At 70.5% G+C, this 14,866-nt stretch carries 16 protein-coding genes, 1 tRNA gene and 1 pseudogene; 16 read left to right on the top strand and 2 right to left on the bottom strand.

Annotated features, from left to right (window positions below):
- Positions 1 to 45: 45 nt before the first annotated feature.
- Positions 46 to 426: a GntR family transcriptional regulator gene (locus ABT340_RS22345; protein ID WP_352012970.1), complete on the bottom strand. Its 381-nt coding sequence runs from the start codon at positions 424 to 426 to the stop codon at positions 46 to 48.
- Between the two features lie 159 nt (positions 427 to 585).
- Here ABT340_RS22345 and ABT340_RS22350 point away from each other — a divergent pair, with 159 nt between their 5' ends.
- From ABT340_RS22350 to ABT340_RS22415, 14 genes and pseudogenes are all read left to right on the top strand, one after another.
- The gene (locus tag ABT340_RS22350) at positions 586 to 753 is read left to right on the top strand and encodes a hypothetical protein (protein ID WP_352012729.1); all 168 of its coding nucleotides are present in this window, start codon (positions 586 to 588) and stop codon (positions 751 to 753) included.
- Between the two features lie 226 nt (positions 754 to 979).
- Positions 980 to 1,525, top strand: coding sequence for a hypothetical protein (locus tag ABT340_RS22355; protein WP_352012730.1), 546 nt, complete (start codon positions 980 to 982; stop codon positions 1,523 to 1,525).
- Positions 1,526 to 1,615: 90 nt separating this feature from the next.
- Positions 1,616 to 2,218 (top strand): WhiB family transcriptional regulator, encoded by a 603-nt coding sequence (locus ABT340_RS22360; protein ID WP_352012731.1) that lies wholly within the window; start codon positions 1,616 to 1,618, stop codon positions 2,216 to 2,218.
- Positions 2,218 to 2,385 carry a hypothetical protein gene (locus ABT340_RS22365; protein WP_352012732.1) on the top strand — a complete coding sequence of 56 codons (168 nt, stop codon included), beginning with the start codon at positions 2,218 to 2,220 and terminating at the stop codon, positions 2,383 to 2,385. Before ABT340_RS22360 ends, ABT340_RS22365 begins: the two co-directional genes overlap by 1 nt.
- A gap of 1 nt (position 2,386) precedes the next feature.
- Positions 2,387 to 2,857, top strand: coding sequence for a hypothetical protein (locus ABT340_RS22370; protein ID WP_352012733.1), 471 nt, complete (start codon positions 2,387 to 2,389; stop codon positions 2,855 to 2,857).
- Positions 2,854 to 3,102, top strand: coding sequence for a hypothetical protein (locus ABT340_RS22375; protein WP_352012734.1), 249 nt, complete (start codon positions 2,854 to 2,856; stop codon positions 3,100 to 3,102). Before ABT340_RS22370 ends, ABT340_RS22375 begins: the two co-directional genes overlap by 4 nt.
- A complete protein-coding gene (locus ABT340_RS22380; protein ID WP_352012735.1) occupies positions 3,099 to 4,151 on the top strand; it encodes a hypothetical protein in 1,053 nt (350 codons plus the stop codon). The genes ABT340_RS22375 and ABT340_RS22380 overlap by 4 nt, the downstream gene beginning before the upstream one ends.
- Positions 4,151 to 4,435 (top strand): hypothetical protein, encoded by a 285-nt coding sequence (locus tag ABT340_RS22385; RefSeq protein WP_352012736.1) that lies wholly within the window; start codon positions 4,151 to 4,153, stop codon positions 4,433 to 4,435. Before ABT340_RS22380 ends, ABT340_RS22385 begins: the two co-directional genes overlap by 1 nt.
- Positions 4,435 to 6,327, top strand: a complete 1,893-nt coding sequence (locus ABT340_RS22390) for a hypothetical protein (RefSeq protein WP_352012737.1) — start codon at positions 4,435 to 4,437, stop codon at positions 6,325 to 6,327. Before ABT340_RS22385 ends, ABT340_RS22390 begins: the two co-directional genes overlap by 1 nt.
- Positions 6,328 to 6,385: 58 nt before the next feature.
- A complete protein-coding gene (locus ABT340_RS22395) occupies positions 6,386 to 8,569 on the top strand; it encodes a hypothetical protein (RefSeq protein WP_352012738.1) in 2,184 nt (727 codons plus the stop codon).
- Between the two features lie 194 nt (positions 8,570 to 8,763).
- Positions 8,764 to 9,039 carry a hypothetical protein gene (locus ABT340_RS22400; protein ID WP_352012739.1) on the top strand — a complete coding sequence of 92 codons (276 nt, stop codon included), beginning with the start codon at positions 8,764 to 8,766 and terminating at the stop codon, positions 9,037 to 9,039.
- Positions 9,040 to 9,054: 15 nt separating this feature from the next.
- Positions 9,055 to 9,381, top strand: coding sequence for a hypothetical protein (locus tag ABT340_RS22405; RefSeq protein WP_352012740.1), 327 nt, complete (start codon positions 9,055 to 9,057; stop codon positions 9,379 to 9,381).
- On the top strand, positions 9,378 to 10,565 hold the full coding sequence (locus tag ABT340_RS22410) for a DUF3631 domain-containing protein (RefSeq protein WP_352012741.1): 1,188 nt from the start codon (positions 9,378 to 9,380) through the stop codon (positions 10,563 to 10,565). The genes ABT340_RS22405 and ABT340_RS22410 overlap by 4 nt, the downstream gene beginning before the upstream one ends.
- 366 nt (positions 10,566 to 10,931) lie before the next feature.
- Positions 10,932 to 12,086: pseudogene (locus tag ABT340_RS22415) on the top strand (recombinase family protein); the annotation flags it as partial.
- A 490-nt stretch (positions 12,087 to 12,576) separates the two neighbouring features.
- Here the strand turns inward: ABT340_RS22415 and ABT340_RS22420 are convergent.
- Positions 12,577 to 12,662 (bottom strand) — tRNA-Leu (locus ABT340_RS22420).
- 165 nt (positions 12,663 to 12,827) lie between these two features.
- On the opposite strand from ABT340_RS22420, the gene ABT340_RS22425 reads away from it, so the two are divergent.
- A complete protein-coding gene (locus ABT340_RS22425) occupies positions 12,828 to 14,135 on the top strand; it encodes a M20/M25/M40 family metallo-hydrolase (protein WP_352012742.1) in 1,308 nt (435 codons plus the stop codon).
- A 214-nt stretch (positions 14,136 to 14,349) separates the two neighbouring features.
- Complete coding sequence (locus ABT340_RS22430; RefSeq protein ID WP_352012743.1) at positions 14,350 to 14,865, top strand: hypothetical protein; 516 nt, start codon at positions 14,350 to 14,352, stop codon at positions 14,863 to 14,865.
- Position 14,866: the final 1 nt, after the last annotated feature.

Consider the following 14,866-nt stretch of genomic DNA (forward strand, 5'->3'; position numbering starts at 1 on the left):
CCGGACCGGAGGGAGGTGCAAGTGGACGCTATGGGTGCAAAGGGCTCAGCCCGCATGAATTTCTGGTGGGAGGCGATCGACAACCTCTTCGAGAGCCTGTTCAGCCTTTGCCAGGGACAGTCTGACCTGACGGAACTGCTCGCGGACCTGTTCGAGCTCAGCGCGCAGTTGCGGCAGCTCCTCTGTGGAGGAGAGGCCTTGCATGCGCTCTCGGACATAAGCACCGCTAGCGGCCTTTATCTCCACAAGTCCCATTGCCTGGAGAAGTCGCACAGCTGCTTGAGCGGTGTTGTGCGCTACACCGTACTCGGCCGCAAGCTGCCGATACGACTTCAGCTTTGTGCCTGGTGGGTAGTTAGCGCCTTGCTCGATCTGGGATTTGAGGTCGTCTGCAATTCGTCGGCTCGCCTGTGGAGCGCCACCCATGAGATCTCCCTCTGCCACGACTTCAGCATATCGATCAACTGTCTTACGACGGAGGGGTTGACTCTCACCCCCATGCAGTCCTACTGTCTTAATACAGCGAGGTTGTTTAAGTCGGTTGTAGTGATCTGTGCCGCTTCCCTCGAAAGGACTTTCCTACACATGAACGGCTCGCACCCTCGCCGATTCCTATTCGTACTGCTCGGCGCTCTCACCCTGTTCTTCGTCGTCAGAGAGCCCAACAGAGCCGCAGTCGTAACCACGCACGCCTTCAACGGGCTGATGGCCGTAGCTGACGCCTTCGTGACCTTCGCCTCCAACTTCGGCTGACCGCTAACCCCACCCACGACAACGGGGCGACCCCCAATCCGCCAAGACCCGGGGCCGCCCCTCTACTCCCGCTAAGGAGCATCATCATCATGACCTGCCCGCCCATCCTGGCCAAGTCCGACGTATGCACGTCGGACTGCCGCAACGGTCAGATCTGGAACCCCGGCACTGGCCCCTACCCCTGCCCCTTGTGCCAGGGCAACAACTCCACGCAGGCGGCCAGCTGATGAGCAACCTGCGACATGCCTACCTCAACTGGCGGCCCATCGGCCATCTGCCCGGCTGTCGCCGTCCCGCCTGGGACGTGCAGACCCTCACCGTGGAGCGGCCCGGCGGGATGAGTGAGTTGGGGATGCGGGCGGTGTGCTGGTCGTGCGCCACCGTCCACAACCTCACCGCCCATATTGCTCCCGACACCGACTCCGGCGTTGAGGAGATGTGGTCGGAGGCACACCTACGGCTGACCGCGACCTGGGTCACCGGCTACGGCCAGCCCGCCCTCTGGTCTGCTGGGCTGTGGCTGCACCCCGGCCCGGCTGTCCTGCGCCGCATCGGCACCCCGCCGGACCCGGTCGGCTACCTGGTCACCGCCACCCCCGCCACCCCTCGCACCGCCGCCGACGTCGCCGGGTTCATCACCCGCAGCCGCGGAGCGCGAGGCGGAGTCGTGTGGAGCGCGGGCGTTGGTTACGACCTGCCCACCGCAACCCGGCACGGCCTGCCCTCCCGGGGCGCCGCGGCCCGCTGGATCGCCATCACCATCACCGCTTAACAGAACCGGGGCGGCTCGTTTCCGCCAAGTCCCGACGCCGCCCCGGCCGGCTCCTTTTCCACTCTTCAGTAGTCAGGAGTTCTCGCCATCATGGCAAATCTCGTTCGCCTGCACACCACCGCCTCGACGCAGCACACGGTCGGGGTTGAGCCCATCACGGAGGGCCTGCGTCTGCGGGACCCGTCGCTGCCGGCAGCGGCACGTCTGGCCGTGGTGGAGCGCACCGGCGGCCGGTTCGGCACAGTGTGCACCACCGACCTGAGCGACCACAGCGGGGCCGGTCTTGAGGCCGTCGCCCGCGTCTACGCCGATGTCTACGGCGCTCAGGCCGTCCTGCCCCTGCACCCGTCCCGGATGACGGGTGAGCAGCTTGACGCGGCATGGTTCGTCGAGGGGGAGCCGCGCCTTCCCGAGTGCGCCTACGACCCGCAGCTGCACACCGGCCCCGACCCCGAGCAGGGTGCCGAGACGCCCAGCGAGCAGGCCGCCCGTGAGGAGGTCGCCCGCGAGGTGTGCGCCACCTGCCCCGCGCACCTGTTCTGCGGCCTGTACGCCGCCGAGGTCCGCCCCTCCTCCGGTATCTGGGCGGGCCGCACGCCCGAGCAGGTCGCCCAGCACGCCGACCAGCTTGCCCAGGCTGCTGAGCACGCCGCTCGGCCCGACCAGGCGGCCGAGTTCGGAAAGGTGGCGTGATGGCCGCACGATTCCAGTGCCCGGCCTGCTCGCGCCGTCACAGCGCACTGACCGGATGCACGCGGTGCGGCACCACCGGCTCGCAGATCCAGCGCTGCCGCACGCACGGCGCCCGCCGCCTGCACGGCTGCCGCACCTGCCGCGGCCTGGCCCGTTCGGGGGGTTGAGATGTTTCTGCCCCTGCTGACTGACCCGGCCGGGTTGTTCGCCACTCTGACCGGTCTGCGTCTGCCTCACGGCTCGTATGTGATCTGCGGATCGGCCGCGCTGTACGTGCGCGGCCTGCGCGACCGCATGGGCGACCTCGACGTGTTGGCCATCGGCCCGGCCTGGACCATCGCCGCCACACTCGGTGCCCCCCGCCCGGCCCCGTCCGGGCACGGCCAGGTGATCCGCCACCCGCACGCCGACATCGAGGTCTTCGACCGGTGGACGCCCGGCTGGTCGAGTGACCGGCTGATCGCCACCGCCGACATCATCGACGGCCTGCCCTTCATGCGCCTGGGTGACGTCCTGGCCTGGAAGCGCGCCGCGCTCCGCCCCAAGGACCTGCCCGACATCGCCGCCGTGTCCGCCCTCTACCGGATGTGGACCGGCCACCACGACATCACCCGATCCGTTTCGGAGGTGCACCGATGAGCCACCAGCCCGAAGCCCCCACGACCGTGCCGTTCCTGATCATCCTGACCATCTCCCAGCCGATGCACAGCGGGGGGTTCGAGCAGTGGACCCTCATGCGGACGCTTGACGTGGGCGGCCGCTCGACCCGGGAGGGCCTGCTGTCCTGGGCGCTGGACCAGATGCCGGGCAAGGGGCACGGCGCGAACGTCCTGTTCTTCTCGGCTGAGCCCAACGCCCTGCCCCTGCCGGGGGTGACGGGATGAACACCGCCCCCACCCCGTCCCCGGAACCGTCCCCGGAAGAGATCGCCCAGGGGCTGGCCGAGATCGAGCGTTACGCCGCCGGGGTCGCCGCGCTGCGCGACCCGGCCCCGGCCGACGGCCTGGCCGACCCTGTTTCCTCGACGGTCCCGGCTGAGGAGGATGGGGAGACCCGGCGGGTTCGTGAGCTGCGCGCCCGGGTCGCCGAGTCCCGCCGCCTGGTCGAGCTGCAGGCCGATGACGCGCCGCTGCTGGTCGATACGGCGAAGGTGCGTAAGCGCCGCGCCCGGGTGGCTGAGGCCGCGCGGCTGTACGCGCTGAGCCAGGACCCCACCACGCTTGCCTGGACCGATGCTCGGATGCGTCGGGTCAGCACGGTCATGGCGATGTTGGCCGCGACCATCGCCCTGGGCATCTCCTCCATCGGCGTACAGGCCAGCGTCGCCAAGGGGCTCGCCCTCGACGCCGGGACGGCCGGATGGTGGGCTGCCTTCGGTGTCGAGCCGGTTCTGAGTCTGCCGCTGCTGGCGGCCGTCGCCGTCCAGGCGTACGCCGCGATGCGCGGCAAGCCGGTCGATCGCAGCAGCCCGCACGGCCGCAAGCTGTTCAAGGCCGAAGCGCTGCTGCTCGGGCTGACGCTCGTGCTCAACTGCTGGCCCGCGCTGAAGTGGTCCGGGTTCGACCCGCTGCCGCTGCTCGTGCACGCGCTGGGGCCGCTCGGCGCGGTGACCGCGATCTGGCTGCTGCCGACCCTGTGGTCGGTCCTGGCGACCCTGCCCGCCCCCGGCCTTTCAGAGGCCCTTACCGACGCCCTTACTGGCCTTACGTACAGGGAAAACACCCCTCCGGAAGACCCCGCCGACGACGATTCCAGTAACCCCGGTAAGGGGGACGGTAAGGCCGACTTCGCTCCCGAGCTGGCCGAGACCCGGCGGCTGATCGACGCCGGGCACCTGCCGCCGTTCCCCAGCGCCGCCGCAATCCGCCGGGCGCTGCGGTGCGGCACAGACGTCGCCCGCGCCGTCCGCGACACCCTGGTCGGAGGCGCGTGATGGCCACCACCGCGCCCGCGTCGGTCCGGCACCGGCCGAAGGTCATACGCACCGCCGAGGACATCGGCACCGTCTATCAATTCGTGTGCCTCTGCGGGGCGACCGGTGAGGAACAGGCCGCCCGCCGCATGGCCCTGGTGGACCTGAACGAGCACGTTCTGTCGCTGCCGCGTGTTCCGGCCGACCAGCAGTGCCGCACTCCGCGCGCCCACGGCCGGTCGCCGTGGGAGCCGTGCGGCCTGTGCGCGGACCAGACCTCTCTGTTCGATCTGGAGATGAGCTGATGAGCGACACCGAGACCGCCAACCCGCCCGGACCGGCGCCCGCCGACGTCGACCCGGTCGAGAGCACAGTCACCACCTCGACCGCACCGCCCCCTCAGACTGCCCCCGAGCAGGACCAGGACACGGGCGACACCCATGGCGAGCGGCTTGATGGGGTCCCGGCGGCACACCTGGCCGCCGGGGGGTTGTCCGCTGGCGCGGTCGCTCTGGGCGCCGTCTACCAGCTGCTGGGCCTGCCGGGCCTGATCGCGGGTGGGGTGCTGACCGGGGGCGGCGCGGTGGCCTACGTGCGGCACCGCTACCAGCGCCGCCGGTCGGGACGCACCTGGGGAACCAGCTGGGAAGACGGCCACACCGGGCACGGCCGGAACCGTCGAGGCCGCCGAAGCCGCCGCAGCGGTGGGGGCGGGGACGTGCTGGGTGGACTGCGCAGCGAAGGCCGCGCGTCCCGCCCGGCGGGCCGTACCCGCACCGGTGGCGGTGGCGTGTTCTCCGGGCGGTCCGGCCGCTCCGCTGGTGGTGGGTCCCGGTCCGGCGGGCCGGGCGTCCTGGGCGGTCTGTTCGGTGGCGCCCGCCGTTCCGAGGGCGGTTCGGCAGGCCGGTCACGCTCGACCGAGCCCAAGGGCCGCCGCACCAAGCGAGATCGGTCTTCGTCGCCGAACGGATCGGCCCACCCGACTGACGGCAAGAGGAAGCGCCACGGCACCGGCAAGGACAAGGATTCCGCAGGTTCCCGGCAGCGGGGACCACTCGGCGCGGCGCGCCGTGTCGCGGCCACCACCGGTACAGCAGGGCGCAACTTCGCCCGGATGAGCCGCCGGGCCGCCAAGGGAAGCGTCCGCATGGCTCGCCGTGGTGCTGACCGGGTGCGTAAAGGCGCCGCTTCGGTCAACGCCAAGACCGGCGGCCGGGCCGGGCGCGCCTACCGCGCTGTAGGTCAGGGTGCACGCCGGGCGGTGCGCGGTGCGGGCCGGGCCGCTGCTGCGCAGGCTCGGCGGGCCGGGGCGTGGGCCGACCGGCGAACCGGCAAGCGCATCTCATCCGCCTGGAAAGCCGCCAAGAACAGCAAGAAGGGCGAGGGGTTCAGTGCTGCGCGTCGGCGCGCGGCGGAGAAGCTGGACCGCTGGTACGGGCCGGTGGCCGCGCCGCTGCTGGCCCTGCTGGCGGTGCTGGTCCAGCGCTGGCGCCGCCGCAAGACCCGCAACCCCGCCTCCGCCGAGAGCACCGAAGCCGCTGAAACCACCGGCGACACCACGGCTGAGACGCCCTCGACGGGTGACCCGGCTCTCACCGAGACCATCTTCTGCCCGCGGTGCGGAACCTCGCACACGGTCACGATCCCGGTAGATCAGCCTGATCACACCATCACGTGCGGGTGCGGTCACACCATCCGCGTCTTCCGCGAGCCCAACGACCCTCCCGAGGAACCCGCCTCGACCGGCCAGACCGCCGAAAGCACCCCCGCCCCCGAGGGGGAGGCCGCTTCGGCCGGCGCCGGGGCGCGCCGTCACCCCTACCTCGCTTCACCGTCACCCACCTACAGGAGGAACCGCGTCATGTCTGCCTTCCCGTTGGTCGTCACGGCCGCTGAGATGAACGCCGCCGCGGCCAGTCACACCCCCGCTGACATGTGGGTCGTCGCCCGCGAGCTTGACCAGCTCGCCGAGGTGCCCGCCAACGTCGCGCTGGCGATCCGCACCTACACCACCCGCCTTCAGTCCGACTACCCCATCAACCCGGCCGTGGTCGAGGCGATCCACCACCTCTACCAGGCCCAGGCCGTGCTGGTCACCCTCGCCGAGGAGATCGGGCCGCTGTTTCGGCGGGTGCACGCCGAGGACCTCAAGCGCGAGGAGGCGCCGCGCACCAACGAACCGCTGTGGAACGTCTGACCACCCTCACCAGGTCCGGCCGCCGTACCGGCCGTGATGACACAGAAAGGAGATGACCGTGGGCGCCACCACGACCACCCGCCCCCAACCTCGTTCCCGGCCTCAGCCTCGCGCTGACTGGTCGTTGTCCCCTCGCGGCACCGTCAGCGCCACCGCCCAAGGCGCGCTCGCGCTGGCCGCGCTGGCCACGATCGGCGACGCCGCCGGACTGGACCCCCTATGGGGCGGCGCCGCGACCGCGGTCGGGGCGCTGGGCACAGTCCTGGTGAGCGCCCACCACGACCACACCCCCACCGGGCTGCTGTACCGGCTGGGCTGCTGGATCAGCGCCGGAGCCTGGTGGACCTACACCCTGGCCACCACCCCCTGGAACCTCAACACCATGGCCGGGCTCGGACTCGGCGCCCTCACCGCCGGGCTGCTGGCCCCGCTGGGCCGCCGCTCGACCCGCCCGGCCACCTCGACCAGCACGGCGCTGGTGGTGCGCCACACCAGCCGGATCGGCCTCGAATGGCAAGCCCGCATCCAGCGGGTATGCCGCATCACCGTCATCGTCACCGACGTGACCATGTGGGCCACCGGCACCGGCTACGACGTCCACGCCGACCTGCCCGGCAGCGGCTCCACCCTCGCCCAGATCGCCGGGCAGGCCGACGCATTGGCCACCGATGCCCGCCTGCCCACCGGGTGCGGCGTCGAGATCAGCCCCGGAGCGCACCGCGGCGCGGTCATCCTGCGCGTCTCCACCGTCAACCGGCTCAGCGAGGAGGTGCCGTTCCCGCCGCTGACGGTCGGCGCGAGCATCAACGACCCCGTCGAGATCGGCCAGTACCGCAACGGCGACCCGGTCCAGGTGCCGCTGCGGCAAGCCTCCGCCCTGGTCATCGGCCAGACCGGATCAGGAAAGACGATCCTGCTCAACGTGCTCACCTCCGGAGTCGCCCGCTGCCGGGACGCGCTGGTGTGGCACATCGACCTCAACGGCGGGTCACTGTCACAGATGTGGCTGGCGCCCTGGCTGGAAGGCCGCACCGACCGGCCCGCGATCGACTGGGCCGCCTCCACCCCACAAGAGGCCCTGCACATGGCCGAAGCCGCAGTCCAGATCGCCAAGGACCGCAAAACCTCAGCCCGCAAACTCAAGATCGCCGCCGATGCCACGCTGATGCCGGTCTCCCCGGACCTGCCGGAGATCGTCATCGTCCTCGACGAAGGCGCCGAAGCCGTCTCCCCAGGAGACACCTCAGTCAGGTACCTACGTGAGGCGTTGGAGGAGATCCAGCGGATCGGCCGCGACTCGGCGGTGCGGATCATCGCCTCCTCACTCCGCCCGACCACCGACATGCTGCCGGTCAACATCAAAAAGCAGTCCCACGTCCGGATCGCGATGTACGTGCAAGACCAGTCCGAACTGGGACTGATGTATGAACACGTCCGGGGCGTCAACGTCGCCGACCTGCCCGGCCCCGGCTGCGGATTCGTCCAGACCGGCCAAGCCCTGCCCCGACCGTTCAAGGGCCAGTACATGCTGCCCTCAACCGTCATCTCCGCCGCCGTGCAGATCGCCGCTGTCCGGCCTGACCTCGACCCGCGCGCCCAGCAGCTGGCCGGACCGGCCTACGCGGCCCGGTACGACCGGATGCGGGCCGCCTTCACCGACCCCGACGACCCCACCGCCACCCCCGTCGGCATCGGCCCCGGCCCCAGCGCCGGAGGCCCAGGAACCGAACTCGCCATTCATGAGGCCGCCTGGCTGCCCGCGCGGCGGTTGACCGTCCTACTCGGCGGACGCGACACCGGCAGGGCCGATGACTGGGCCGACCCGTTCGACCTCGCCCGTACCCCCACCCCGGCCCCAGCCGCCTCGTCAGCCGCCACCTGGCCCGAGCCCCGCGAACTCCTGCGCGCCGAACACATCCCCACCCCACCAACCCCATCGACCGCCTCGACCCGGCCCGCCGTCGCCGCGACGGCCCCGCCGATCGTCGCGCGAGCCCTGGCCGTGTTCGCCGCCGCCGACGCCGAACGGCTGCACTCGGCCGAACTCGCCACCGCTCTCGGCCTGACCCAGACCGACCTGGCCGACGCCCTGCGCCCCTACGGCATCGGCCCCCTCACACAGCCGTTCAAGCGGGGCGGTGAGCGGGGCCGCGGCTACGCCCTGGAGGACTTCCAGGCCGCCGCGGGGGGTCACACCCCCGGGTCACACCCGGGGATCACAGGGGGGTCACACCCCCTGTGACCCGCACACCCCCGGGTGTGACCCCCCTGTGCACCCCCTGAACAGCGCAAACGTGGGGGTGTGACCCCCTGTGCGGGTCACACCCCCACCCCCTCCCCGAGCCCCGAAACGACCCCAGACCCCCCTTTCCCGTGAGGGGGTCACAGGGGGTCACACCCACCCCGTCCGCACACCCGCCGAAGGTCGTGGTCCGCATGCCCAAAACCGTCCCGCTGGCCCTGCTCGCCCTCGCCGCCGTCACTGTCTTCCACCTGACGACGTTCGTCCTCCTGCTCGTGCCGGTGCTGGCTGCAGCCCTCCTCGCCTACTGGCGTCTGCTGGCCCGACGCCCGCACACCACTTGCCGCCCCTGCCGTGGCACCGGCTACCGAAACAGCGTCCTGATCTACCGCTCCAACGGCCAGTGCCCCACCTGCACTGGTACCGGCCACCGCGCCCGCCCCGGCGTCCGCCTCCTCAATGTCCGCTGACCCGAAAGGAGACCCATGAACACTCCGCCTGACGCCTACCGCGCCATGGCCGCGCTTGTGGCTGACCTCGACAGCCAGCATCGCCGCGAACGAGCCGCCTACGAGCAGGGCTACCGCGACGGTCACCGCTCTGGCTGGGAGACCGGCTACGGCCACGCTCACTACGAGATGGCCGGCCACTGGGCACGCCTGGCAAATCACGTGCGGGAACTGGCCCGCACTCGCCCCTACTCGGAGCTGAGCCAGCGCCGCTGGGACGGCCACCGCGCCGACTTCGCCCGCCCCCATCCTAACGACCGTCAGCGCCTTCGCCTCGCCGCCCAGACCCGGCGAAGCGCATGAGCACGCTCAACCAGCAGGGAGACCCGATGCCCGAACCCATCAGCCGCGGCGCGGAACTACTCGACCGGCTTCGCGCCGCCCTCACCCGGTACGTCATCCTGCCGACCGAGGAGGCCGCCGACGCGGTCACCCTGTGGATCGCCGCCACCCACGCCCAGCCCGCATGGGCACACGCCCCCCGCCTCGTGATCCGCGCACCCGAGAAGCGGTGCGGCAAGTCCCGGTTGCTCGACGTGGTCGAGGCCACCTGCCATGAGCCGTTCATCACCGTCAACAGCTCAAGCGCCGCGGTCTACCGGTCCATCAGCGACGACCCGCCCACCATGCTCGTGGACGAGGCGGACACGATCTTCGGGCCGAAGGCCGACGGGAACGAAGACCTCAGAGGCTTGCTCAACGCGGGTCACCAGAGGAACCGTCCGGCCAAGCGGTACGACGCCGCGACCAACCGCGTCGAGTCGATCCCGACGTTCTGCATGGCCGCCCTCGCCGGGATCGGCGCCATGCCCGACACGATCGAAGACCGCGCGGTGGTGGTTCGGATGCGTCGGCGTAGCCCCGGTGAGACGGTGGCGCCGTACCGGCACCGCCGCGACCGGCCGCCGCTGCGCCAGCTGGCCGCCGAACTGTCCACCTGGCTCCGCGCCGACCTGGCCACCCTGGAAGCCGCCGAACCGCCCATGCCGGTCGAGGACCGCGCCGCCGACACCTGGGAACCGCTGGTCGCCGTCGCCGACTACGCCGGGGGCCACTGGCCCGACCGCGCTCGCGCCGCGGTGCTGGCCCTGACCGCCGAAGCTGACGACGCGGGTCAGCCTTCTCCGCGGGTCCGGCTGCTGGCCGACTGCCGTACGGCCTTCCGCACTGACACCGCTCTCCCCACTGCGACCCTGCTGGAGCGGCTCAAGGCCGACCCGGAAGCCCCGTGGGCCGACTACGGCCCCAACGGGCTCACGCCCATGAAGCTGGGTGTCCTGCTGCGCGAATACGACATCCGATCGTCCACCATCCGCTTTCCGCTCCCCGTGGGGCAGGCCAAGGGGTACCAGCGCATCGACTTCACCGACGCCTGGACGCGCTACTGCCCCGACCCTGCCGACGCCGAGCAGGGCGCACTGATCCCCTTGGAGAGGGGGAGCCGTCCCGGCCGTACCACCCTCAACATCGCAGGTCAGGCCCAATGAGGCTTGTTATCGCGGTACGGCTTAGCCGTACCACTGAACGCCGTGAGATCGCCGTCCCGGTACGGCTCAAGCCGTACCACTGAAAAAGCCGTACCGGCCCTGACCAGGCAAAACAAGGCTGGTACGGCCGGTACGGCTACCCCCTCAAAAGTGGGCGCACGCTCCTCGATCACGCCTCCTATCGTGCTCTTGGAAGGACACACATGGCTTCCGCCACCCCCAAGGATCACGTTCACGTAGCGCTTCCCTCTGGCCCTCCGACGTTGACCCTCGACGCCGCCGGGGAGCTGCTGGAGATCCTGCTGGAGGCTCACGCCCAGCTGCAAAGCCACGTCCTGCCTGACGCTGCCTGACGAAAGGAACACGATGCGGTTCGCCTTCTACGGCCGGGTATCGACCGAGGACAACCAGGATCCCGAGTCGTCGCGGGCCTGGCAGATCACCCGGTCGCGGGCACTGATCGAACCCCGTGGTGGGGAAGTCGTCACCGAGTTCTTCGACGTCGACAAGTCCCGCTCGATCCCCTGGCAGCGCCGCCCCCGCGCTTCGGCACTGCTGGCCGAACTGCGTGACCCGCACCGGGGGTTCGACGCCGTGGTGATCGGCGAGCCACATCGGGCGTTCTACGGCAACCAGTACGGCCTGACCTTCCCGATCTTCGAGCACTTCGGGGTGCCGCTGTGGGTGCCCGAGGTCGGTGGGCCGATCGACCCGGCTAACGAGGCGCACGACCTGGTGATGAGCGTCTTCGGTGGGATGAGCAAGGGGGAGCGGAACCGGATCAAGATTCGAGTGAGAACCGCAATGTCGGCCCAGGCCCAGATGGAAGGGCGCTTCCTGGGCGGGCGACCGCCGTACGGCTACCGCCTGGGGGACGCCGGCCCGCACCCCAACCCGGCCAAGGCCGCCGACGGCCGACGCCTGCACTGTCTGGAGCTCGACCCGGTGGCCGCGCCGGTGGTGGCCCGGATCTTCGCCGAGTTCCTGGACGGGTACGGCCTGTACGCCATCGCCGAGGGCCTCACTCGCGACGGCATCCCCAGCCCGTCCGCACACGACCCCGAGCGCAACCGGCACCGGGTCGGCGTCGCCTGGTCGAAGTCGGCGGTGCGGGCGATCATCACCAACCCCCGCTACACCGGGCATCAGGTGTGGAACAAGCAGCGCAAGGACGAGGTCCTGATCGACGTCGACGACGTCGGCCTGGGCCACACCACCAAGCTCCGCTGGAACTCCCGTGAGGAGTGGGTGTGGTCAGAGGCCGCGGCTCATCCGCCGATCGTCGGTGTCGAGGATTTCGACGAGGCCCAGGCCGTGCTCGCCGGACGGGGCGGACGGCAGAGCGGGCGGCGCCCCAGGAAGGTCGGCAAGCCGTACGTGCTGCGGGGGCTGATCTTCTGTGGGGTGTGCGAGCGGCGGATGCAGGGCAACTGGGTCAACGATGCACCGTATTACCGGTGCCGGTTTCCTGAGGAGTACGCGCTGGCCAACCGGGTGACGCACCCGCGTAACGTCTACCTGCGCGAGGACGTGGTGGTGCCGCGGCTGGACCGCTGGCTCGGCCGACTGTTCGCGCCGCACCGGGTGGAGGAGACCCTGGACATGCTCGTGGCCGCCCAGTTGGTCGGCGCCTCCGAGGGTGAGGGGCTCGTCGCGGCCCGGCGGCAGATCGCCGAGTCCGACCGCAGGCTGGCTCAGCATCGGGCGGCCCTGGAGGCCGGGGCGGATCCGGGAGTGGTCGCCGGGTGGATCAGGGAGGAGCAGGCGCGGAAGGTGGAGGCGGAAAGAAGGCTCCGTCGCACTCCGGTCCGTTCACGCAGGCTCGGCAGGGACGACCTGGCCGAGATGATGCACGCCCTCGGTGGGATGGTGCGGATCCTGGGCGAGGCGGAGCCGGTGCGCAAGGCGAAGATCTACGCGGACCTCGGGCTGTGGCTCGTCTATCACCCGGGAAAAAGAAAAGTGCTGGTCAGTTCGAGAACTGACCAGCACCTCATAGGCGAATCGAGTGTGTCCGAGGGGGGACTTGAACCCCCATGCCCCGCAAAGGGCACTAGCACCTCAAGCTAGCGCGTCTGCCTATTCCGCCACCCGGACTTGGTGCCTGCACGCGGGACCGTCATCCCGCGTCGGCGGAATCAGGTTAGCAAACTCTTGAGCTTGCGTCATATCGGTATGCGGGCAGGTCCGCCGGGGATGCCGAGACGTGTCCGGCGACGGCAGGATGGGAGGCGCAGGCCGTACGAGATTTAAGGAGTCGCCATGACCACGCTCAACGGTGAGGACGAGGTCGCGGGGCTGTGCCGTGATCTGATCAGGATCGACTCGACCAACGCGGGCGACAACTCGGGTCCGGGGGAACGGGCGGCGGCGGAGTACGTCGCGGAGAAGCTGGCCGAGGTCGGGCTTGAGCCGCGCATCCTGGAATCCGACAGCCACCGGGCGAACGTGGTCGTGCGCGTCGAGGGGGAGGACCCCTCCCGTGACGCGCTGCTCCTTCACGGTCATCTCGACGTCGTCCCGTTCGACGCCGCCGACTGGACCCTCCACCCGCTCAGCGGGGAGATCGCCGACGACTGTGTCTGGGGGCGTGGCGCCGTCGACATGAAGAACATGGACGCGATGATCCTCGCGGTCGTCAGGCAGCGGATCAGCGAGGGGCGCAGGCCGCCGAGAGACGTGGTGCTGGCGTTCACCGCCGACGAGGAGGCGGGGGGCGAGTACGGCGCGCAGTGGCTGGCCGCCGAGCACAAGGACCTCTTCGAGGGGTGCACGGAGGCGATCGGCGAGGTCGGCGGGTTCAGCGTCTCCATCGACGACGCGCGCAGGCTCTACCTCATCGAGGCCGCGGAGAAGGGCATCGCCTGGATGCGGCTGACCGCGACCGGCAGGGCGGGGCACGGCTCCATGCTCAACGCCGAGAACGCCGTGACCGAGCTCGCCGAGGCGGTCGGCCGTGTCGGGCGTTACCAGTGGCCGGTACGGCTGACGCGGACGGTGGAGACCTTCCTCACCGAGACCTCCCGGGCGCTGGGGTTCGACTTCGACCCCGACGACCCCGAGGCGACCGTGGCCAAGCTGGGCCCGTTGGCCAGGATGATCGGCGCCACACTGCGCAACACCGCCAACCCGACCATGCTCCAGGCGGGTTACAAGGCCAACGTGATCCCGCAGACCGCCACCGCGCACATCGACGGCCGTTTCCTGCCCGGTTACGAGGAGGAGTTCTTCCAGACGCTCGACGAGCTGCTCGGGCCCAACGTGACCAGGGAGTTCGTCTATCACGATGTCGCCCTGGAGACCGGGTTCGACGGGCCGCTGGTGCGGGCCATGGCCGACGCCCTGGTGGCCGAGGACCCGGGGGCGCTGGCGGTGCCGTACACGTTGTCGGGGGGGACGGACCTGAAGGCGTTCAGCGTGATGGGGGTGCGCGGGTTCGGTTTCGCGCCGCTCAAGCTGCCCGCCGACCTGGACTTCTCCGGGATGTTCCACGGGGTCGACGAGCGGGTGCCCGTCGACTCGCTCAAGTTCGGGGTGCGGGTGCTTGACCGTTTCCTCGACGCCTGCTGAGAGGTTCTTGGCCAAACCCTCAGGAAACCTCTCACGTTGACTCCCCGTGCTGATAGCGTAACGCTCCGTTGAGGGCCGGGCTTTGCCTTGGGCTGGTCCGGCTGGGAGCTTCGGGGAGGTTCGCGTGGCGCGTGTGCCGCATGGTCGGTGGAGGGTTCTCCCGTCCGCCGTCCAGCGCGCGTGCGTGACTGTCCCCGTTGTCCGGGCTGACCGGATGGCACGGTTCGTGGCCGGTGCCCGGACAGTCGTCAGGCGGGTTCTCGCGCTCGGCGGCCTGGTGGCCGCCGGGTGGTTGCTCGCGCTTGTCTTCGGGCTTCTCGGTGCCGCTCCGGCGATCGCGGACACCACCGCGGCCACGGAGACGGCACATCTCGACGTTCTCGATCCGGCCGCTCCCGGACCGGCCTTCCAGGCCGGTGTCTTCCCCACGGGCGGCGGCGGGTTCTCGGTGTCAGGAGACGCCGAGGCCATGGCGGGGCGGGGTGTGGACGGGCTCACCAGCCAGTCGAAGCCTGCTTTCCCGACCCCCGCGTCGGCCGACCACAACTCGGGCGCGAACGGTTTCGTGCCCCAGGGCGGTGGCGGTTCCGGTCTTTCCTGGCCGGGCGCGGGGGACGTCACCCGGTTCGTTCACGACCCGCGGGTGACGGCGCGGCGTGTCCCTGCGGCCCGCGCGTTCCCCCCGGTCGTCCGCACAGCGGCGGACGACCCCTCCATCTCCCCTGACTGAG

Source organism: Streptosporangium sp. NPDC000239 (assembly GCF_040300765.1).
Lineage (GTDB): Bacteria > Actinomycetota > Actinomycetes > Streptosporangiales > Streptosporangiaceae > Streptosporangium.

Bases quoted from the DNA above. Each gene is read 5' to 3' on its own strand.
- ABT340_RS22345 (WP_352012970.1), bottom strand. From the start codon at position 426: ATGGGTGGCGCTCCACAGGCGAGCCGACGAATTGCAGACGACCTCAAA.
- ABT340_RS22350 (WP_352012729.1), top strand. From the start codon at position 586: ATGAACGGCTCGCACCCTCGCCGATTCCTATTCGTACTGCTCGGCGCT.
- ABT340_RS22355 (WP_352012730.1), top strand. From the start codon at position 980: ATGAGCAACCTGCGACATGCCTACCTCAACTGGCGGCCCATCGGCCAT.
- ABT340_RS22360 (WP_352012731.1), top strand. From the start codon at position 1,616: ATGGCAAATCTCGTTCGCCTGCACACCACCGCCTCGACGCAGCACACG.
- ABT340_RS22365 (WP_352012732.1), top strand. From the start codon at position 2,218: ATGGCCGCACGATTCCAGTGCCCGGCCTGCTCGCGCCGTCACAGCGCA.
- ABT340_RS22370 (WP_352012733.1), top strand. From the start codon at position 2,387: ATGTTTCTGCCCCTGCTGACTGACCCGGCCGGGTTGTTCGCCACTCTG.
- ABT340_RS22375 (WP_352012734.1), top strand. From the start codon at position 2,854: ATGAGCCACCAGCCCGAAGCCCCCACGACCGTGCCGTTCCTGATCATC.
- ABT340_RS22380 (WP_352012735.1), top strand. From the start codon at position 3,099: ATGAACACCGCCCCCACCCCGTCCCCGGAACCGTCCCCGGAAGAGATC.
- ABT340_RS22385 (WP_352012736.1), top strand. From the start codon at position 4,151: ATGGCCACCACCGCGCCCGCGTCGGTCCGGCACCGGCCGAAGGTCATA.
- ABT340_RS22390 (WP_352012737.1), top strand. From the start codon at position 4,435: ATGAGCGACACCGAGACCGCCAACCCGCCCGGACCGGCGCCCGCCGAC.
- ABT340_RS22400 (WP_352012739.1), top strand. From the start codon at position 8,764: ATGCCCAAAACCGTCCCGCTGGCCCTGCTCGCCCTCGCCGCCGTCACT.
- ABT340_RS22405 (WP_352012740.1), top strand. From the start codon at position 9,055: ATGAACACTCCGCCTGACGCCTACCGCGCCATGGCCGCGCTTGTGGCT.
- ABT340_RS22410 (WP_352012741.1), top strand. From the start codon at position 9,378: ATGAGCACGCTCAACCAGCAGGGAGACCCGATGCCCGAACCCATCAGC.
- ABT340_RS22425 (WP_352012742.1), top strand. From the start codon at position 12,828: ATGACCACGCTCAACGGTGAGGACGAGGTCGCGGGGCTGTGCCGTGAT.
- ABT340_RS22430 (WP_352012743.1), top strand. From the start codon at position 14,350: ATGGCACGGTTCGTGGCCGGTGCCCGGACAGTCGTCAGGCGGGTTCTC.